This is a genomic window from Gracilibacillus salinarum (assembly GCF_022919575.1).
GTDB classification, from domain to species: Bacteria; Bacillota; Bacilli; order Bacillales; family Amphibacillaceae; genus Gracilibacillus; species Gracilibacillus salinarum.
Genome location: NZ_CP095071.1, coordinates 3850852 through 3872170 on the forward strand (window position 1 = coordinate 3850852; position 21319 = coordinate 3872170).

Annotated in this window: 18 protein-coding genes, 1 tRNA gene and 1 pseudogene; 14 read left to right on the forward strand and 6 right to left on the reverse strand. The window is 39.1% G+C overall.

The genetic code is table 11. The annotated features are described in order from the left end of the window. Positions 1-9 precede the first annotated feature (9 nt). The 6 genes and pseudogenes from MUN87_RS18055 to MUN87_RS18080 all read left to right on the forward strand — a co-directional run bounded on the left by MUN87_RS18055 (position 10) and on the right by MUN87_RS18080 (position 6014). Entirely contained in the window at positions 10-1317 is a 1308-nt protein-coding gene (locus MUN87_RS18055; RefSeq protein ID WP_244742493.1) for a Na+/H+ antiporter family protein, read from the forward strand. A gap of 56 nt (positions 1318-1373) precedes the next feature. Continuing rightward, positions 1374-2165 carry a delta-lactam-biosynthetic de-N-acetylase gene (gene pdaA / locus MUN87_RS18060; RefSeq protein WP_244742495.1) on the forward strand — a complete coding sequence of 264 codons (792 nt, stop codon included), beginning with the start codon at positions 1374-1376 and terminating at the stop codon, positions 2163-2165. 1338 nt (positions 2166-3503) lie between these two features. Continuing rightward, positions 3504-3944 (forward strand): annotated as a pseudogene (locus MUN87_RS18065) (RICIN domain-containing protein); the annotation flags it as partial. Between the two features lie 39 nt (positions 3945-3983). Next, complete coding sequence (locus tag MUN87_RS18070; protein ID WP_244748008.1) at positions 3984-4592, forward strand: pectate lyase; 609 nt, start codon at positions 3984-3986, stop codon at positions 4590-4592. A 678-nt stretch (positions 4593-5270) separates the two neighbouring features. Next, the gene (locus MUN87_RS18075) at positions 5271-5690 is read left to right on the forward strand and encodes an SRPBCC family protein (protein ID WP_244742498.1); all 420 of its coding nucleotides are present in this window, start codon (positions 5271-5273) and stop codon (positions 5688-5690) included. After that, complete coding sequence (locus MUN87_RS18080) at positions 5691-6014, forward strand: ArsR/SmtB family transcription factor (RefSeq protein WP_244742501.1); 324 nt, start codon at positions 5691-5693, stop codon at positions 6012-6014. It begins immediately after the preceding gene. 86 nt (positions 6015-6100) lie between these two features. On the opposite strand, the gene MUN87_RS18085 is transcribed toward MUN87_RS18080, so the two are convergent. Together MUN87_RS18085 and MUN87_RS18090 are read right to left on the reverse strand one after the other, a co-directional pair. After that, positions 6101-8197, reverse strand: a complete 2097-nt coding sequence (locus tag MUN87_RS18085) for an RNA degradosome polyphosphate kinase (protein ID WP_244742504.1) — start codon at positions 8195-8197, stop codon at positions 6101-6103. 95 nt (positions 8198-8292) lie between these two features. Continuing rightward, positions 8293-9819, reverse strand: coding sequence for a Ppx/GppA family phosphatase (locus MUN87_RS18090; protein WP_244742506.1), 1527 nt, complete (start codon positions 9817-9819; stop codon positions 8293-8295). 90 nt (positions 9820-9909) lie between these two features. Between MUN87_RS18090 and MUN87_RS18095 the strand changes: the two genes are divergently transcribed. Continuing rightward, positions 9910-10782: a DNA-3-methyladenine glycosylase family protein gene (locus MUN87_RS18095; RefSeq protein WP_244742509.1), complete on the forward strand. Its 873-nt coding sequence runs from the start codon at positions 9910-9912 to the stop codon at positions 10780-10782. Here MUN87_RS18095 and MUN87_RS18100 read toward each other — a convergent pair. Next, the gene (locus MUN87_RS18100) at positions 10779-12119 is read right to left on the reverse strand and encodes a tetratricopeptide repeat protein (protein ID WP_244742511.1); all 1341 of its coding nucleotides are present in this window, start codon (positions 12117-12119) and stop codon (positions 10779-10781) included. The genes MUN87_RS18095 and MUN87_RS18100 overlap by 4 nt on opposite strands. Before the next feature lie 684 nt (positions 12120-12803). On the opposite strand from MUN87_RS18100, the gene MUN87_RS18105 reads away from it, so the two are divergent. From MUN87_RS18105 to MUN87_RS18130, 6 genes are all read left to right on the forward strand, one after another. Beyond that, complete coding sequence (locus MUN87_RS18105; protein WP_244742513.1) at positions 12804-14930, forward strand: ATP-dependent Clp protease ATP-binding subunit; 2127 nt, start codon at positions 12804-12806, stop codon at positions 14928-14930. 532 nt (positions 14931-15462) lie between these two features. Continuing rightward, positions 15463-16290, forward strand: coding sequence for a dimethylarginine dimethylaminohydrolase family protein (locus MUN87_RS18110; RefSeq protein WP_244742516.1), 828 nt, complete (start codon positions 15463-15465; stop codon positions 16288-16290). A 76-nt stretch (positions 16291-16366) separates the two neighbouring features. Continuing rightward, on the forward strand, positions 16367-16552 hold the full coding sequence (locus MUN87_RS18115) for a PLD nuclease N-terminal domain-containing protein (RefSeq protein WP_244742518.1): 186 nt from the start codon (positions 16367-16369) through the stop codon (positions 16550-16552). Further along, positions 16553-17458 carry an ABC transporter ATP-binding protein gene (locus MUN87_RS18120; protein ID WP_244742521.1) on the forward strand — a complete coding sequence of 302 codons (906 nt, stop codon included), beginning with the start codon at positions 16553-16555 and terminating at the stop codon, positions 17456-17458. Next, positions 17458-18234 carry an ABC transporter permease gene (locus MUN87_RS18125; RefSeq protein ID WP_244742523.1) on the forward strand — a complete coding sequence of 259 codons (777 nt, stop codon included), beginning with the start codon at positions 17458-17460 and terminating at the stop codon, positions 18232-18234. Before MUN87_RS18120 ends, MUN87_RS18125 begins: the two co-directional genes overlap by 1 nt. Before the next feature lie 53 nt (positions 18235-18287). Further along, positions 18288-18360 (forward strand) — tRNA-Ala (locus tag MUN87_RS18130). Between the two features lie 62 nt (positions 18361-18422). Here MUN87_RS18130 and MUN87_RS18135 read toward each other — a convergent pair. From MUN87_RS18135 to MUN87_RS18145, 3 genes are all read right to left on the reverse strand, one after another. Continuing rightward, positions 18423-19202: an SDR family NAD(P)-dependent oxidoreductase gene (locus MUN87_RS18135; protein ID WP_244742526.1), complete on the reverse strand. Its 780-nt coding sequence runs from the start codon at positions 19200-19202 to the stop codon at positions 18423-18425. A gap of 90 nt (positions 19203-19292) precedes the next feature. Next, a complete protein-coding gene (locus MUN87_RS18140) occupies positions 19293-19634 on the reverse strand; it encodes an ArsR/SmtB family transcription factor (protein WP_244742529.1) in 342 nt (113 codons plus the stop codon). A gap of 151 nt (positions 19635-19785) precedes the next feature. Next, positions 19786-19932 carry a GapA-binding peptide SR1P gene (locus MUN87_RS18145; RefSeq protein WP_244742532.1) on the reverse strand — a complete coding sequence of 49 codons (147 nt, stop codon included), beginning with the start codon at positions 19930-19932 and terminating at the stop codon, positions 19786-19788. 208 nt (positions 19933-20140) lie between these two features. Here MUN87_RS18145 and ald point away from each other — a divergent pair, with 208 nt between their 5' ends. Then, entirely contained in the window at positions 20141-21250 is a 1110-nt protein-coding gene (ald, locus tag MUN87_RS18150) for an alanine dehydrogenase (protein WP_244742535.1), read from the forward strand. Positions 21251-21319: the final 69 nt, after the last annotated feature.

Here is a 21319-nt window from a genome sequence, read left to right on the forward strand (position 1 = left end):
GGATTTAGTATGGAGTGGATAGTAGTCGTATCTGTTATTGTCATGCTTGCCTTAAGTTTGTTACGAGTGCATGTGATTTTTGCTATTATCATAGCAGGAATTGTAGCAGGTCTTATGGCTGGCATGAGTATACGAGATACGATCGATATTTTGATTGAGGGTATGGGTGGTCAGGCAGACACCGCATTGAGCTATATTTTATTAGGGGTCTTTGCCGCAATGATCAGTTATACGGGGATTACATCGTTACTTGTTAGAGGATTAATTAAGGTTTTGACAGGAAAGAAAACGTTGCTGGTATTGGTAATAGCCGGTATTGCATGTTTGTCACAAAATGCTATTCCAGTGCACATTGCCTTTATACCGATTTTGATTCCTCCTTTGTTAAAATTGTTTGATCAAATGAAACTAGATCGTCGAGCGGTCGCAACGGCCTTAACATTTGGCCTGAAAGCACCGTATGTGACGATTCCGATCGGATTTGGATTTATTTTTCATCAGACGATTCAAAGTGGAATGCAAAATAATGGCGTGGATATTACAGTGTATGAAATTGCCCAATCCTTGGCATTACCCGGGTTAGGAATGCTTTTCGGGTTGCTGGTGGCGGTATTTATCACGTATCGAAAAGATCGCGAACCTGAACGAGCAGTAAAAGTAGATAGCAGTTATCAAAATGAGATGACTGAAGAGAGCAAGTTTCAATTAAAACATGGTTTAACCATTGTAGCTATTTTAGCAGCATTGATTGTTCAGATCCTGACAGAGAGCCTTGTTATTGGTGCTTTAACAGGTATCATATTGATGGTATTATTCTTTGCTGTTCCATTAAAAGAAGGGGATGCTTTTGTCCAGCAAGGTGTTGGCATGATGGGAACCATTGCGTTTGTTATGCTGGTAGCATCAGGATACGGAGATATTTTGACGAATACAGGGGCTGTGGATGCGCTCGTTTCTTCTTCATCGGAGTTGTTAGATAATAATCAGGCACTTATTGCTTTTATTTTATTATTAGTCGGTCTCCTTATCACATTAGGAATTGGCTCCTCATTCGGTACCATTCCCATTATTGCGACTCTTTATGTGCCGATTTGTGTAGCAGCTGGATTCTCGCCAATGGCCATTGCGGTATTAATTGGTACAGCAGGTGCACTAGGTGATGCGGGAAGTCCGGCGAGTGACAGTACGTTAGGACCGACATCGGGTTTAAGTGCAGATGGCAAGCACCATCACATTTGGGATACATGTGTCCCAACCTTTTTACATTTCAACATTCCGTTGTTTTTATTTGGCTGGATTGCCAGTATTATTTTATAAAATGACAGGATAACTCACCTTTTTTCATACAAACTAAAAATAAAAAAGGTGATGAAATGAAAAAACTTTTTATTATATGTTTGTTACTGATATGCGTCATCCCAATGGAGGTTGGTGCAACAAGTTATGGTTGGGGATACAAAAAAGGTACCGATAATCAGCCTCCGGAAGTAGGGAAATACAAAGAAATATTGGAGAAGCATAATAGCTTCTATTTAGATCCTTCAGGTGATAAGCATGTGTACCTTACTTTTGATAATGGCTATGAAGCAGGTTACACCGAGCAAATATTAGACGTATTGGAGAAAAAAGGTGTACCTGCGACCTTCTTTTTGACAGGACATTATGTTGAAGATAAGCCACAGCTTGTTCAACGAATGTTGGACGATGGACACATCATTGGCAATCACTCTGATGGTCACCGTGACTTTACTTCGATATCGAAAGAAGCTTTTACAAAAGATGTGACTGATTTAACCGACAAGATTAAGAATGTTGATAAAAATGCGGTAGTACAATACATTCGTCCACCGAAAGGAACATTTAATGAAACGTCATTAACTTGGGCAAATGAGCTAGGTTACACACACGTATTCTGGTCTGTGGCCTTTGTAGATTGGAATCAGGGATCTGAAAAGGGATGGCAACATGCTTATGATCAAGTAATGGATCAGATTCATCCAGGTGCGATTGTGTTAATGCATACCGTCTCAAAAGATAACGCCGATGCATTAGAACATCTTATTGATGATCTGCGCAAGCAAGGCTACACATTCAAAAGTCTAGATGATCTTATGCTCAAACAACTATTGCCTAAAGAAATTATGGGCTTTACCAAACAGTCCTAAACAAAAGGCTCTCGTCTTGATACGAGAGCCTTTATTTTAATTTTAAAAAAGTGGACTAGCTTCAGCCGTGCCCCACAGGACGCGGGGTGGTTGGTAGAAGGTATCTCAGCACATTAATACTCGGCTAGACAATGGTTAACGTAATCCGTATTATGGGTAGTTGTAAATTATAGGTTTGGGTGGAGCCGCGTTTTTTCTTATGAGTAAAGAAAGTATCTAAGTACAGTCACAACAGTAATCACATTGAACGTGAATTTTAGTTCCTATAATATGGATTATGTAAACTAGCAGCTTAGTGGTCATTTTGAAAAATTATGTGTGGTATGATACCGCTCCGTCCAACCACTCCGCGTCCTGCGGGGCACGGCTGAAGCTAGGCTACTACCCGAAATACTTCTCTGCTGCCTTGCACCGAGGAAGCCTACTTCGAAGCGTTACTAGTAGACACAGGTGCAGACGTTGTGGATCTCCAGCACCTGCACAATCCCGCGGGAGTCTCCGTGGTTGGCCTACGCTGATGTATAGCTCTACAATTTATGCGACAGCTAGGATTTGAAGCACTATCTGCAAGATTTACACCATAATTGATGAAATACATTGCTAAGCACCACTGCTTCTAGCTGTTCCAATCGTTGTAGTACTTCCCATAAGCGTAGGAAATATGCGGAGACTCCCGTGGAATCAGCGCGAGCTGAAGATCCACTTGGTAAAGAAAAGAATTTTCTTTACCAAGTTAGCTGAAGCCGTGCCCACAGGACGCGGAGCATATTTCCGGAGCTTTGCTAAGCAGATAATCTATATCAAAATGACCATTTGGCAATACAGCCTTTGTTAACATAATCCATATTATAGGAAGTTGTTTATTGATTAAGTCAATTAGGACCGGGCGGGTTATGGCCGGTTTTTCTTATACGGTAGGAAAGTATAAAATTTTAGCAATGAAGAAGTTCGACGTAGTGAAAATTAGTATGTACCAAGTATAAGAAAAACTTCGGCACTCGCTAATAGACGAGGCGAGAACCGAGTTTTTCTAATGAATTAACTGTTCAACACGTTTAGTATGAGATCAGGAATATTATTGGTGATAAATGTAAAAAAACAAAAAAGCTAAGATTGACTATATATCAATGTCATAAACGATTTTGTTCGTTAAAAAGTTTGTGAAAAATCTGCATGAATTGTTTACTTTGGCAAGAACGATTGAAATAAATTAACGTTAATGTTTATAATGATAGTGTGATTAATCGGCCGATAATTACTAACATTCAATTAATTAGAATGCTTTACAATAAACTTAATTAAAGGATGGTTTTAGTGACTAAATTAAGATTGCTATTAATGTTAGCGTTTTCGTTTTTACTAGTGAGCGTATTCTATGTTGATACAGCTCAAGCTGCCTCGTTTGATGCAAGTAAAAGTTATAAAATTATTAACAGATATAGTGGTAAAGCATTAGAGGTATATGAATGGTCGACTGCAGATGGAGGTAACATCGTGCAATATGACGACCTTGGTGGTTTAAATCAGCAATGGCGAATTGTAGATGTTGGAGAAGGCTACAATAAATTGTTAAATGCAAACAGTGTTAAGGCAATGGAAGTGTATGACTGGTCGACAGCAGACGGTGCAAATATAGCGCAATGGTATGATTGGAATGCTGCGAGTCAGCAATGGAGTATTCAAGATGTAGGAAATGGTTATGTGAAAATTATTAACCGTAACAGTGGTAAAGCGTTAGAAGTATATGACTGGTCCACTGCAAATGGTGGCAATATTGTTCAGTGGGATGACTGGGGCGGAACAAGCCAACAATGGCGAATTGTGGAAGTATCACCTAGTGACACGATTACAGTCGATGAGACAATTGTGGTAGAAGCTGGCGATACATTTGATGGCGGTGGAAAACGATACGTAGCAAACCCTGATACACTAGGGGATGGCAGCCAATCAGAAAGCCAGGATCCAGTGTTCCGATTAGAAGACGGTGCTACACTGAAAAATGTTGTAATCGGTGATCCCGCAGCAGACGGTGTTCATACTTATGGAGATGCATTGGTACAGAACGTTGTTTGGGAAGACATTGGCGAAGATGCGTTGACGATTAAAGATGATGGTCACGTTACAATTAGAGGTGGTTCGGCACAAAATGGTGATGATAAGATGTTCCAAGTCAATGCACCATCCACGTTCGAGATCTTGAACTTCACTGCAGATAATGCTGGTAAAATGATTCGTCAAAATGGTGGTACAACGTTCAAAACAAGCATCATCATCGACGGAAGTGTGATCACAAATATGGACGAAGCCATTTTCCGAACAGACTCAAGTTCAAGTGAAGTCACCATGACCAACACGAGATATTCTGATGTCGGTGAAAAATGGTACAACGTCGATAACGTTTCAGAAAGCGGAAACTACGAATATTAAATAATTAAACAAAAAAGGTTCGAAGGTAACTTCGAGCCTTTTTTGTCGTTCAAGAAAGAGTATAAGCGCAGTCACAGCAGTAATCATATTAATAACCCTTACCCATTTGCGTAGAACAGGGGGCTATTTTTTTGCGTTCAAAATAGCGACACGGTATGCATTTATTTAATCAAGAAAAAACGTGGTTCGATAAAGGTTGAACCAGCTGAGCATAAAAGTGGTCAAAGATTACAAAGCGAAATATTACCTAAAAGATGTGTATTACTTTATTGGACCTGTCTACAATAACGGAAAGTACGAGAGCAAGAAGATATCGACAGAAGCGTACCGGAAAATGTTATAACGCACAATTGGACTGACTGCGTATAATTTGCAGAAAACCCAGGTATCGACCATGCATGAGAAAGTGGCGGACTTGATCACCATTACCAAGGCAAACCGGCCATAGTTCCACACAAACACTTGCGGAGCCACCATTTAAACGTGTCAGATAAGACGGTAGATACAGCTAAAGAATACGTATTTTTCCGAGTTTCTCACTTCAGTGTATGAAATATGCGGAGACTATACATTGAATTTTTAAAACCGTTAAAGATAAAAGATTGACGTATAACCAAAAGGTGTTATATTATAAAGTAACACCTTTTGGTTATATTTAAAAACGAAGGAGCGTTATTATTGAAAAAAGTAGAAGATATTCAACAAACCGTTTTGCTTGATGCTGATATTGAAAAAGTGTGGAAGAAAGTAGCCTCTGCACAAGGTCTGGAACAATGGTTCATGCCAAATGATTTTGAACCGGTTGAAGGACATCCATTCCACATTCAATCTCCATTTGGACCATCTCCCTGTAAAGTATTCGAAGTGGACGAGCCGTATAAGCTCTTTTTTTCGTGGGATGTTGATGGCTGGATCATATCCTTTCATCTGAAAGAAGTTGGGGATAAAACAGAATTTACCTTGATACACGGTGGCTGGAAACAAGAGGATGAACTTCTCACCAAACCTCAAGAGAAAAGCAGTGTGATTCGGGAGCGCATGAATAATGGCTGGGTAAACATTGTGCAGCACAAACTGAAAGAAGTTGTGGAACAATAGATGACTGCAGCAACTCAGGAAGTATTTCAGGCGATAGCTGATCCAACCAGAAGAGAAGTGCTCCGATTGTTAGCAGATAAAGAACGGACTATTTCCGAAATGACGACACATTTTCCCGTAAGTCGTACAGCTGTAGTGAAACATCTGCAAGTCTTAAGTGAAGCACAACTTATCAGTGGAGAAAAAAGAGGAAGAGAAAAAGTATATCGTATACATGCAGAGCCTTTGGAAGAAGTCAGTCAATGGCTATCCTATTTTGAACAGTTCTGGCAAAATAAATTAAGTTTATTACAACATATCGTAGAGAAAGATGACGAGGAATAGAAAAAAGCAAAGTGGGGGAATAACTTCCTGATACGTTTCGTTAGCAATCAGCGGGGCACAAAAACCCCACTGATTGAAGTTTCCCTTTATTCCTCATCTTCGAGTACATTATAAGCCAGATCAAATAAATTCAGTTGACTGTTAAATAATGATTCCGTGGTTTGATGTCTGATATGATAGTAGCTTCCATCTTGTGTCTGGACTCTTGCTTTGGCGGAATCCTTTAACATTAACTCCAAAATATTGTTGATTCGTTCCTTAATACGGCCTTCAAATATAGGAAACATTAATTCCACTCGCTTGACCATATTGCGTGTCATCAAGTCAGCTGACGAAAGCAATAGTTTTTCTTCGCCATTGTAGTGAAAATAATAGATGCGACTATGCTCGAGGAAGCGTCCGACAATGCTTTTGACATTGATATTATCACTGACACCAGCAATGCCAGGGCGCAGGCAGCAAATACCTCGGACGATTAAATCAATCTTTACGCCTGCTTGAGAAGCTTCATACATTTTCTTAATTACTGGTTTATCTGTTAGCGAATTCATCTTCGCAATTATCCTTCCATTGCCATAGCGTTTATGGAAATCGATTTCTCTGTCAATGTAGCCGATAATATCATTTCTAATATCAAAAGGTGCCATTGATAGATGATGATAACCAGGCTTTTCAGTATATCCACTTAGATAATTAAAGAAATTCGTTGCATCGATACCGAATTTACGCTTAGACGTTAAATAAGACATATCTGTATAGAATTTCGCTGTTTGATCGTTGTAATTACCTGTACCCAAATGGACAATCCGTTCGATCTTTCCATGCGTCTTGCGGACAACTAAGGTAATCTTACTGTGCGTTTTTAATGAAATCATGCCATAAATAACATGACAGCCTGCTTTTTCTAATTCTTTTGCCCATTGTACGTTGTTTTCCTCATCAAATCTTGCTTTTAATTCAACTAGTACGGTTACTTGCTTACCATTTTCCGCGGCTCTTTTTAACCCCTCGATAATTGGCGAGCCACCGCTAACGCGATAGAGTGTTTGTTTAATCGCTAAAACCTCTGGATCATTAGCTGCATCACGTACTAAATCAACAACTGGCTCAAAGGATTCGTACGGGTGATGAAGAAATAAATCACGTTTGCGAACTGCCTCGAAGACATTTTCATCTTCATGAATATCCTGGGCAGGCTGTGGAATTAATGTTTCATAAATTAGATGCTCATATTCTTTGCGTACATGGCCATAAAAATCATTCAAAAATGTGAGGTCGAGTGGACCGTTAATGATATAAAGATCTTTCTTATGGATTTCTAGAACATGAAGCAAAAACTCGACCATATCAGGGTTGTTCTCTCTGGCATCCACTTCAAGCCGTACCGCTGCACCCCATTTTCTTTTTTTTAGTTCCTTTTCAATCTCCTTCAGAAGGTCGCGTGCCCCTTCTTCGTGGATTGTCATATCGGCATTTCGTGTAATCCGGAATGTTGTGGAAGAAATTACATGATATCCTTTGAAGAATTTATTAATAAAGTAGCGGATCAAATCTTCCAGCAAAATATAATGATGTGGACTGCCTATTTGAATGAAACGATCCAATAAAGCAGGAACTTGCACAATCGCAGTTTTTGGGTGCTCATGCTCGATTTCATAAATGTCCTCTAGCTGCACGGCCAGATTTAGTGACTTATTTAGCAGCATAGGAAACGCGCGGTAAGCATCAATCGCCATAGGAGTAAGCACAGGAAAAATCTGCTCATCAAAATATTCCTCAAGCTCATTGATTTCCTTTGATGTTAGATCACTCATGTTTACTATTTTAATGTCTTCTTTAATTAAGAGAGGTAATAAATCTTTGTATAAATCATATTGCTGCTCTACCAGTTCATGATTAAAACTGGATATTTTCGATAATTGCTGCTTAGGGGTATGACCTGATTTGTTATCAGGGCGATTGAAACCAGCCTTGACCTGGTCTTTCAATCCAGCAACTCTTACCATAAAAAACTCGTCTAAATTTGAAGAGAATATTGACAAAAAACGCAAACGTTCCAATAGCGGATTGGTTTCATCATCTGCTTCCTCTAGTACACGTTTATTAAAGGAAAGCCAACTGATCTCCCGGTTATTATAGTAAGCAGGTAATTCTAGGTTTTTTTCTTGTTTGACAGTTGACATCAGACATCATCCTTTTTCGACAATCTTCTTATTTATCATAACGCAAAGTCATTCGAGTTTTGTTACGATAATGTAAATTTTCTGTTAACTTAGATTTACGAAGTGAGAAAACGTAGAATGACTTCTTTTTTGATTGCTTTTTCCAGATGTTTTTTTTGTTTCTCGGATTGATATTCTTCCGGAGCAGCATCACCATTGCAGTGAAGCTCAATCACTAACGCTTCTTTGTGGTGGTCAAATGTTATCTCTTTCACCACTTGACGTCTTGTAGCATCCAGGCAGTAACAGAACTTAAGAATGGATCCCAGATGCTTCAGTTTCTTGCGTTCTTCTTTTAAGAACCAGGATTTATAAGGCCTGATAAATTGTTTGAAAATGGTTTTATTTTTGTAAGATGCAATTAATGCAATACGTAACCGATCCTTATGCATCAATCCGTCAATCGTTCGATTTGCAAGTAGATAGAAGGTATGTTGGGCACTGGCTTCCGCATCAATATATTCACCTAAGTTACATAAATAGCTAGCTCTTTTTAGCAGTTTCCAATCCTGTTTGTCCAAATGAATCAGACTGTTTTCCTTCAAATATTGGAAGAGTTTACGAGTTAAATATTGCACGTGGACAATTTGCTTAGTGTCCAGATTGTAGTCGGTAATCAATTCCTGAATGCTGTCCTCTAACACATTCGGAAAGAGAACAGAACCAATCTCCTTTGACAGCTGCTCAAAGAACACACCGTCTCTTAGTCCTTTTCTGCTTAAAATAAAGCAATCAGCCTGGATAATTTGATACAAGCTGTGGAAGACTTCAATAGCAGGTATAATAATATCGGCACGGTCTTTTGACAGCCCCTCGACCTTGGAGAGTTTATCCGGCTTTAAGGTAGTTAAATAATTACTTACTTGCTTAATATCTGTATCATACATTTTATACTGGTGTTGCCCAGCTAACGGATACTCCTTCAAGTTTTGATCAATCTGTACTAAATTCCGCGCGCTCCCACCGATGGCTACTAATGGAACTTCTTTATTACACAGCCAGGGAAGTGTAGAGAATTGCTCTGCTAAATAATGTCGCAATTCTTTTAATTCAGCTTCTGTCGGTATCGGTTTTGAGAAGAACTCTTTCAATGTCAACGCACCGAACGGGAAACTGTGCGCTTCGATTAATTCGCGATCTTCAAAATATGTCACCTCTGTACTGCCACCACCGATATCAACTGTAATACCAGTAGTAACTGAGGTAGAATTCACCACTGCCAAATAGCCATAATAGGCTTCTTCTTTTTCAGTTAGAATACGAAGTGTCATCCCGGTTTTGGCTTCCGCCTGCTGGACGATTTCTTCTTTATTGTCAGCCTGTCTGATTGTCGCGGTTGCAACACAGACAACTTCCTGCAGATGATAGGTTGCTAACACATCTTGAAAGCTCTGTAATGTCGATACCAAACGGTCAATTCCGGATTGTGTCAGTGTATTGTCATCATTTAAGAAAGTCCTAAGTCTGGCAACGGCTTTTACATTTTCCACTTCTTTTAACTTACCGCCTTTTTCCCTTAAATAAATGACAAGTCGCATCGTATTTGATCCGATATCAATAATGGCATAGTATTGTTTCTTCATTTTATCACCCTGTATTGGTTGTAGATTTTGCTACATTATACCATAATAGAATGATGAATCTGAATATTAAAAATTGAGAGGATACTATATATGTGGCAAGAAGAAATAGCATTAACGATGCCTTATGATTTTGATTATCTCTTGTTCCGGATGGACATGGATAATCTTAATTATGTTGATATGGAAAATCGTCGCGTATTTGTGCCGATTCGGATCGAAGAAGAAAAACATGTGGTGACGGTAACAGCAACTGGCACCACACAAGCCCCGTCCTTTCTTACCGAAGGACAGCTTGTACAGAGAAAAGATGAACTGATTGCCAGGATTGCTGCAATTTTTGCTTGGGATCAGGATTTAAATAAAATTGGTCAATTCTTTGCAGAAACAGATCTGGCTGATTTGTTTGATCAATATCCGGCGACACCTTTAATCAGAGAGTTTGATCCTTTTAGCAATCTAGTAAAAACAATCATCCATCAGCAATTAAACATGTCCTTCGCGCAAGTTCTGACATTGCGATTCGTCACCACTTATGGCGAAAAAGTCGATGATGTGTGGTTTTATCCTGCACCAAATCAAGTGGCAAAGATTCCTTATCAAGAGCTGCAAGACATGCAATTTAGCCGTCGTAAGGCAGAATATGTGATTGATACTGCTCAGAAAATAGTTGATGGCGAATTAGATCTTTATTCCTTTTATGACAAGACAGATCAAGAAGTCATGAAGGAATTAGTGAAAATTCGCGGTATTGGTGCATGGACTGCCCAAAACTGGCTGATGTTCTCGCTGGGAAGACAGGACCACTTTCCATCAAGTGACATCGGCATTCAGAACGCACTCAAACAATACTTCGGACTTGATAAGAAACCGTCAGCACAGCAATTAGAGGAATGGAATCAATTCTGGGAACCGTACCGCTCTTATGCTGCGATGACCTTATGGCGAAGTATTGAAGAGCCTTAAGATGGAATATTAACCATCAATTGTTTGTACGTATTCGCTTGTTCTTTGTCGCCTTTTGCTGCATAACTCTTGTAGAGATATTGAATAGGTGCCGGATCGTTTGGTGATAATTCCATCTCCCATTCAAAACAGGCGATAGCTTTATCATATTGCTCCAAGTCAAAATAGATTTCACCTAAGGCAAATTGCTGGTCTGGATTATCCGATAATTGTTCCATTTTTTTCAGCTTCTTAATTATCGGAAGCTCTGTCGTATCCAAGTAATGCAATATTTCAGTAAGTGAGAGAACAGGTAGCAACTTTTTGATCGTATGCTGTAATACCTTTTCTAATTGAACGGCATCGTCCTGATACACCGCCAGAATTTTTGCAAGTACTTGTTGGTAAAGGGGGGCGAGCTCCTCGGAAGACACTTTTTGCATAGCTGTTTCGAAAAGTGTCCGATCAGGTTGATTCTGTTCTTTTAGGTAAAAACGTAAAATCGAGGAATATCCACCGAGTTCCATCAGTTTTGAGATGATGTCATCCGGTTTTTGGTAGTGATCAAGCATTTTCTCCCAGAATAGAATCTGATCAGACTTGTTAAGCAATCTCTCCGTTAACGTTGCCACTGATGTGATGGATGTTAAGGCGGAACGAGCAACAAAATATAAGTACAACTGATCAAATTGACGATTATCTATATCGTATTGTCGTAATAGCGAATTTATGATGGATTTAGGGTAATTTTGGTCAAAAAACATGGATTCCAAGTAGAGGGGATCAGACCACTTTTCTGTCAGTCTGTCAATGTTGCGATACATGTCGCTGTATTTCTGAAAGTCAAAGTGATGGAGCATATCCTTGGCAAACGTATCATTCGGGCGGATAAGAACATAATTGACAAGTAACCGGTAAGCTTTCATGAGTGAACCATTACGTCGATGGTTATAAAAGGCTTTTTTGCATTGTGCCTGAATTTTTTTCTCATCGATAAAATTATCAAACATCGCAAGAATATAGAGCATTTCTGTTTCATTATATTTGTCATTAAGCTTTTGAAACATGTGATTGTTAGAAGTAAGTCGATATACTTCGTCTTTGGAAAGTAATGCTTTCGTAAGTGGGTGATTATTATCGAATGAGTGGCCGTTTTTGAGTGCTTGTTTTAGAAAGGATGTCAGACGTATCTCGGTCGTTTTTTTTGCGTTAATGTAGCGGTCTTTATAGAAAAATAAGAAGTATGTTTGCTTGTTTGTCAGTTGAACTTCTATGAGTTTTGCCTGGCGATAGACCCACATATTTGCAACAGTAGCGGGTGTTGTTTTTTTGTGATGCATAAGCTGGATAGTTGTCATATTCGAAACAACTCCTTTTTCCCTGGTTACTTATAGTGTAGCACAAATACTTACGGACGGAAAGTTGATCGCTTTGTAAATTTTATGTAATGTTTCTTGCGAATACCGGGAAAATGGCGGGTTGTGTGGTATGCTAGATTAAAAGTTTACTAGGGGGATATCTGTGCTAAAAGAATTAATGTGGTCGCTGGCTTTAGCATTGTTGTTGATTTTTATTCCTTTTAGTGTCGCGATGTAATAATAGAGAACGGAATAGATAAAAAGTGTGACTTCAATCAGTAGGGGTTTTGACTCCCACTGATTGCTAGCGAAACGTATCAGGAAGTTATTCTCCCCACTTAGCTTCTTAATTTATCGCTCTCGATTCTTGATGTGGGGGTATTACGGACGGTTATCGCCGTGATAAATGAAACCCCGGATTTGCTTTGGATAAGCGAATCCGGGGTTTTTCCTGTTGTTAAAAAGATAGGATTATTTAAAAGTATGGTTTGCGGATTATATAAAGTGGAATTGTAAGATTAAATGGAGATGTTGAAATGTGTGATACCCGTATCATCACTTATAAATATTTTTGAGCAAAGATCTTGAAAGTCAAAGAAGGTCAGATTATAATAGGAGATAAGAAAGGTCAAATATAGTCAAAGTCAAATTTGATCTTTTCACTAATTGAAGGAGGAATGACAAATGAAATGTCAACATTGTGGAACTCGCGAAGCAACGATTAATGTGAACCTTCGATTTAATAATCAAACAGAATCTCTACATGTATGCGAAACATGCTTTAACGATATAAAAAACCAAATGAATCAACCTTCAGGAATGTTCGGTGGACAAGATTTCAGCGACATCTTTAACGGAGCAGCAAATGGTTCAGGTCAAGCACAGACCCACACCCATAAGAAACAGGGTGGGAAAGGTAACGGCTTACTAGATCAGTTAGGTAAAAACTTAACAGACGCAGCTAGAGCTGGCTTGATTGATCCGGTCATCGGCCGTGATAGGGAAGTGAAACGCGTCATTGAAACATTGAACCGCCGCAATAAGAACAATCCCGTGTTGATTGGGGAACCAGGTGTCGGTAAAACAGCTATAGCAGAAGGACTGGCGTTGAAAGCAACCGAAGGAAATGTTCCTTCTAAATTGCTAGATAAAGAAATTTATATATTAGATGTAGCATCACTGGTTGCAAATACCGGAGTTCGTGGTCAATTCGAAGAACGTATGAAACAATTAGTCTCCGAATTGCAAGAGCGTCAAAATGTTATTCTTTTCGTAGATGAGGTTCACCTCCTCGTTGGCGCCGGAACAGCAGAAGGCTCTCAAATGGATGCCGGAAACATTCTGAAACCCGCACTTGCACGTGGTGAACTACAATTAATTGGTGCAACCACGTTGAAAGAGTATCGTCAGATTGAAAAAGACGCTGCATTAGAACGACGTTTCCAGCCAATCATGGTGAAAGAACCAACCTTAGCTGAAGCGGAACAAATCTTGCAGGGCTTAAGAGATCGCTATGAGAAGTTTCATAAAGTAAGCTATTCTGATGAAGTACTTCGAGCAGCGGTTAACTTATCGAAACGGTATATTCAAGATCGATTCCTTCCAGATAAGGCAATTGATTTAATTGATGAAGCAGGTGCCAGACTGAATCTGGATGTAAGCGAATCAGATGATGAGGCAATTCAAAAACGTTTAGACGAAATTGCCAAAGAAAAAACAGAAGCAGCTGAAAGAGAAGATTATGAGCGTGCTGCCAACCTGCGCCACCAGGAAATTAAGCTTGAGAAAAAATTAACAGAGACAAAAGAGGCTCCAAAAGCGGAAGTAACAGTAGAAGAAATTCAATTAATCATTGAAGAGAAAACGGGTATTCCTGTTCGAAAAATTCAATCCGACGAACAGTCCAAGATGAAGCACTTAGCAACTAACTTAGGTGAAAAAGTAATTGGACAAGAAGTAGCGGTTGAGAAAGTAGCCAAAGCTGTTCGCCGTAGTCGTGCTGGCTTAAAATCTAAACATCGTCCAATTGGTTCTTTCCTTTTCGTAGGACCTACAGGTGTTGGTAAAACAGAGTTGACAAAAGCACTTGCTGAAGAATTGTTTGGTACGAAAGAGGCGATGATTCGTCTTGACATGAGTGAGTACATGGAGAAACACACGGTTTCCAAAATCATTGGTTCACCACCAGGCTATGTCGGTCATGAAGAAGCAGGACAATTAACAGAAAAAGTTCGCCGTAATCCGTACAGCTTGATTTTATTAGATGAAATCGAAAAAGCTCACCCGGATGTACAGCACATGTTCCTGCAAATCATGGAAGACGGTCAATTAACTGACAGTCATGGCAGAACCGTCAGCTTTAAAGATGCCGTGATTATTATGACAAGTAATGCTGGAACAGGCACGAAGAATATTACTGTTGGCTTTAACAGTGATAATAATGAAGCAGTCTCCACATTGGAAAACTTAGGTTCATACTTCAAACCAGAATTCTTGAACCGTTTTGATGCGATCATTCCGTTCAACGAATTGACGCAGGATAACTTACTGAAGATTGTAGACTTGATGATCAAAGAACTTACCGAACAATTAGAAGAAGCCGAGCTTGAGGTTACCGTCAGCGAAGATGCCAAGAAATTCCTGGCTGACAAAGGATACGATCCACGATTCGGTGCACGTCCGCTTCGCCGCGTGATCCAGGACAAAGTCGAGGATGGCATTACTGATGTTGTATTAGAAGAAGAGGATGTTACAAAAGTAGAGATTGTATATGAGAACGAAGATATCGTTGTACGAAAAAGCACTAGCTGATCAGCTAGTGCTTTTTCCATATAATGCTGAAGTGGCCATAAAAATAGTGAAAGTGGCCATAAAAATTTAACAGACAAATAAATAAGCACGAATGGCAGTTTTTTAACGAACCATTCGTACTTGTTTGGAATATTGTTTTATCATATGAAAGATTTGTCCATTTCATTACTAAAACATGAGACGAAATGTTAAAATGATGCAAGTGAAAAGGTTTGGGTTTTTTCTTTTTGGGTTTTTCATTGAATGATCCTCCTTCATTTTGTTTTGGCAAATCAAATAATTATCTGAACATCAATTTGAAAGTCAAGACAACACAAGTAAAGATATTCGGATTCTGCATCCGTTTACGATTCAATGGAATACCCTCCTCTTGTTTGATTTAAGTTAATAAGAGAATAACATGTATTTTCAATGCATCAAATAGAGTTGTCAGATATAGTAACAGACTTTCTGCTCACATGATTTCTTATGTGGTATGGTATACTAAACAAAACGGTTGTCCGTAAAAAATATTATAAGGGGGGCTTTATCCATGATTAAACAGCTCAACGAATATGACCGCTTAAAACAGGTCATTGTCTGCCCACCTCAATACATGGAAATTAAAAAGATTATAAATGAGACACAGAAATTTTATGAGGACGAGAACATTGACATTCCGATTGCGTTGAAGCAGCATCAGCATTTTATCGATACATTAAGAAAGCATCAGGTAAACGTGCTAGAGTTGCCTGCAGATCCAAATCTCAACGAACAGGTTTTTACTAGAGATATTGGATTTACCATTGGAGATACTTTATATACAGCAGAAATGAGCCGTGATATTCGCAAGGCGGAGGTTAACACGCTGCAACGAGTATTAGACGAGCATCAGATCCCGTACAGCACTGCGATGGGTGGATCGATTGAAGGTGGCGATGTTGTCGTAGCGGGGGATCTTGTCTGGGTTGGAGTAAGTAAACGAACCGAAGAAAGTGCGATTGCAGAATTGCAAAAACGTTTGCCAGACAGACAAGTAATCCCATTACCAATTCGAGAAGATATTCTTCATCTTGATTGCTGTTTCAATCTTGTCAGCGAAACAACTGGCCTAATCTATCCGCAAGCATTCAGTAAGGAGGATCTGTCGAAGTTACGTCAGCATTACGATTTAATTGAGGTTTCGGAGGAAGAACAATTTTCATTAGGGACCAATGTATTCTCAATTGGAGAGTATAAGGTAATTTCTCTGCCGGTAAACAAGCAGGTCAATCAAAACCTGACAGATAAAGGATTCGTTGTAATCGAAGTGGATTTTTCTGAAATTATTAAATCCGGAGGTTCCTTTCGCTGCTGTACGTTTCCAATTGAACGAGGATAAGCATGCCTTAACAGGTGTGCTTTTTTTCTGAAACCAAATGTATGCTCGAACGTATCTATAGAAGGAGGTGATCAGCATGGATTTTTTACCTGTTATCGCACCATTAGCTGTGATTCAATTTCTGTTAATGATTATTGCCATTATTTCGTTAGTAAAAGCAGATCATACCAATGGTCCGAAAGCTATGTGGGCGGTTATTATTATATTGATTGGATTCATTGGGCCAGTACTTTATTTCATTATTGGAAGGAGACAATATTAAATGGCTGTGATGGAAGTGCAGCAACTCAAGAAATCCTTTAAAGGCAAGCAAGTTGTGAAAGGGATTGATTTTCAACTTGATACAGGAAAATGTGTCGCATTACTCGGTCCAAATGGTGCGGGAAAAACAACGACACTTAAGGTGCTCTCAGGGCTGTTGAAACCAACTGCTGGCTCGATTCGTTTTCCTGGTTCGGAACAGTATGATATTCGCAGCTATATTGGCTACCTTCCGCAATATCCTGTCTTTCATCCATGGATGTCAGGGAAAGAGTTTTTAGTATATGTTGGTCGTTTAGCGAACTTAACGAAGAAAGAAGCAGAACAAAGAGCTCTGCAACTGCTTGAAAAAGTAGGGATGGAAGAATCAGCGAATCATCGTATTGGTAAATACTCGGGCGGAATGAAGCAGCGGCTTGGCATTGCCCAAGCGATGATTCACAAGCCGCAAATGCTGATGCTCGATGAGCCGGTATCGTCTCTTGACCCAATCGGACGTCGGGAAATTTTGACGTTGATGGAAGAATTGAAAGAGCAAACTACCATTTTGTTCTCCACACATATTCTAGGAGATGCTGAAGAAATATGTGATGATGTGTTGATGATGCACGATGGTGAGATTGTCTTGTCGGGTTCGATTGCTTCGTTACGTGCAGAACATCAAAGCACGAAATTAGAGTTGGCGTTTCAAGGTAATCATGCTGCATATGCAGAGAAGCTAAAGCAATTAGCGGTAGTGGAGCAGATTCAGGAACAGAAGGGTGAAATTCATCTAACTGTCAGCAATGTCGAACATGCCCGCAAAGAAATACTATCATATGTAGTGGCAGAAAATTGGCCAATCGAAAAGCTCGCTTTTAGTAAAACCACATTAGAAGATCTATTTATGAAAGTGGTGAAGCAGTAATGCAATGGATCACGATTTTTCAAAAAGAAGTAATCGAAGACTGGCGCAATTATAAATGGATTTGGGTACCTCTTGTCTTTATGATGTTATGTGTGATGGATCCACTAACTACGTATTATATGCCGGTTATCCTGGATTCGGTAGGTGGATTACCAGAGGGAACAATTATCCCTGCACCAGATTTGCAAGCAGGAGAAGCCATCATGCTAAGTTTAGCAGAACTCAGCAGTCTGGGTGTATTAGTCGTAGTCGCAATATCGATGGCAGTCATTGCAGGGGAACGAAAAAGCGGCGTAGCTCAATTAGTCTTAGTTAAACCGGTGCGCTATCTGACGTATATAACGGCAAAATGGGCCGCTAAACTATTATTGGTATTCACCTCATTTCTATTAGGAATGCTTATAAGCTGGTATTACGTCTATTTATTATTTGGTGATCTTGCTGTTACTGAATTTGTCGGACTCTTTTTCTTTTATTTTATTTGGCTGATCTTTGTTGTATCACTAACGATTTTTTATAATACAGTGGTTACTAATTCTGGATTGGTATTAACATTAACAGTCGCTACAATCATGCTGATGTCAGGATTTAATCAAATTTTCTCGCATCAATTACCATGGTTCCCGAACAGCATCAGTCAGCACATTAGTACCTTTTTGTCAGAAGGAACAGTACCAGAGTCGTTGTGGGGAGGAGCAAGTGTTACGCTATTACTCGCTGTTCTGTTAATCGTTTTATCAAACTTGATACTGCAAAGAAAAGAAATCGCCGAGTAAAAAAAAGCTTGACGAATTGCTTCATTTTTCTAATAATAGAGGTAGTGAATATCGGGGCATTAGCTCAGCTGGGAGAGCATCGTGCTGGCAGCGCGAGGGTCAGCGGTTCGAGCCCGCTATGCTCCATATAGTAAAAGAAAGAGGCTAAAGTTGTTAATTAGCCTCTTTTTTGAGTTAACAGAATAATATTATTTTTTCTTTTCCAGCACCCGTCGAGTAATACTTGTAACTGTACTCCTGGGGAAAAGTCTGGGGGAGTGTGATAATAACCAATTTTGAAAACCAGGAATGACATATTTTTTTCGCTTCATCATAGCTTTATATCCAATTGCTGCTACCTTCTGTGGATCCATCGTTTCCTCTTTTTTAGACACTTTTTGTTTCTCCATCTTAGCATTTTTAAAGAAATCTGTAGTTGTAGCACCGGGGCATAAAGCTGTAACACTAACATTACTACCTTCTAATTCAGTTGCAACAGCCTCTGTTAAATATAGCACGAATGCTTTAGATGCAGAGTAATTTGCGCTTAGTGGGCAAGGATAAAATGAAGTTGTTGAGCCAATATTAAGAATGCGTCCGCTATCTTTGTTAACCATATCTTTGAGGAAAAGCATCATGAGATGGGAAACACTATGAACATTTAAATGTATCATGTCAATCTCGCTTTGAATAGATTGTTCATGAAGCATCCCAAATGAGCCTCGTCCGGCATTATTGATCAAAACATCAATTTCAATTGAACGTTCCTTTAGATGGTTGTATAACATATCAGGGCCATTACTTTTTGCTAAGTCAACAGTTACAAATAGAGTATCAACCTGATAGGTTTGCTGTAAATAATTAGCTGTTTCTTGCAACTTTTCTCCATTTCGTGATGCTAGAATTATTCGATATTGCTTCTTTGCAAATAATTTGGCAAATTCGTAACCAATTCCGCTTGAACCACCTGTTATGAGAACGGTATTCATTCCAATCTCCTCCATTATTTAAAATATCTCAACCAAACAACTAAACATTTAATTATATGGATATATATAATGTAAAATTAGCAAGTTTCCTCATTTAGGAGTTTTGCACGCCATTATTTTCTCGGTGGTATTTAAAAAAGCTTTAAGCAGTGGTACAGCATCTTCGATATGAAGAGAATAGAAAATTTCTGTGCCTTTTTTATTTGCGTTCACTAAATTAGCTTGACGTAATATCTTTAGATGATGAGAGATGGCAGAGCGTGACATCGATGAATGTTCTAGTATTTGACCGACGTTTAGTTTCTCGTGTTTCGTTAGGAGCATGATAATGTCCTGTCTAATGGGGTCAGCCAATGCAAGAAATATTTCGCTACAATCTCTTAATTGTTGGTGTACTTTTAGTTCCAATTGAGTAGTATGTGAAGGTTTCATTAAATCGTCTCCTGTTCAATTAAATAACTAATTATTTAGTTGTTTATTTCAAGGTAATAGAAATTAAACAAAATGTCAAGTTTTTATAGTAAATAAGAAGGCTAAGCATGAAGTAAAAGTATGCTTAGCCAAATTAATCTGTTTCCTGTTTTTATCCATTTTTCCTTTTTTGACATTCTGGATGATTACAGTAAGAATAATAAGTCGTCACCTTCTGTGTTGGTAATGCATCAATCGAACTTCCGCAATTTGAACAAATCACAATCCCCATTGCCAATCCTTTTTTTGTAGAGTTCATACTTAATGTCCTCCTTTTGGTGATCATTCATTTCTTATATATAATATACATTATTTAATTAATTAATGCAACATATATATTAAATAATGTGCATTAAATAATTAAATCGCTGAAATAAGATGATTTTGTATTAAGACAGTGAAAAAATGGGAAAACGAATAACAAGATAGAAACATAACATACTAGCATAGAGAAAGTAGGTGGATGAATGAAAATTGGTGTACCGAAGGAAATTAAAAGTAATGAAAATCGTGTCGCAATGACTCCTGCAGGCGTGATGATGCTGACGCAAGCAGGTCATAAAGTTAAGGTGGAGAGTGGAGCAGGGAACGGTAGTGGAATAAGTGATCAAGTCTATAAAGATGCTGGTGCCATTATTGTTCCTTCTCCTGATGAAGCCTGGGCGCAGGAGTTAGTGGTCAAAGTGAAAGAACCGCAGCCATCTGAATTTTCTTTGTTTCGAAAAGATCAACTTCTTTTTACGTATATGCACTTAGCTGCCGAAAAAGAAGTAGCAGATGCATTAATTCAGGCAGAAACAACCGGAATCGCATATGAAACAGTACAGGGTAAATATGGTGACTTGCCGTTGCTTACACCTATGAGTGAAATTGCGGGGCGGATGTCGATCCAATCTGGTGTTCATTTTCTCGAAAAAACACATGGCGGTAAAGGGGTTTTAGCAAGTGGTGTACCAGGAGTATCGCCTGCCAATGTTGTTATTGTTGGTGGTGGCATTGTTGGAACTAATGCAGCAAAGATGGCAATCGGCTTAGGTGCTAATGTGACGATATTAGATATTAATATTCAGCGATTACGAGAATTAGAGGATTTATTTCAAGGGAAAATTCGCACACTTGCATCGAATAAATATAACCTAATGGAAAAAGTGAAAAAAGCTGATTTAGTAGTAGGGGCCGTGTTGATTCCAGGTGCAAAAGCTCCAAAGCTTGTAACAGAGGAAATGATTCAATCGATGGAACCAGGCTCTGTTGTCGTTGATGTAGCAGTCGATCAAGGCGGATCGATCGAAACTGTTGATCGCGTCACCACTCATCAGGACCCTGTGTATGTAAAGCATGGCATCCTTCATTACGCGGTTGCGAATATTCCAGGTGCAGTATCACGGACGGCGACCTACTCACTGACGAATATGACCGCTCCTTATGTGTTGCGTCTCGCTAATCAAGGATTTGAAAAAACAATGCAAAGTGATCCGAATTTTGCTCGGGGCATTAATACTTATAAGGGAAAGGTTGTTCACGAGGCAGTAGCAAATGCGCTCGGATATCCGTATGCAGATTTTTTAAGCTTGTAAAACAATGGCGCTTGGGTGTTATTATCCTAAGCGCATTTCTATTGTAGCTACCAGGGACAAGTTACTTCG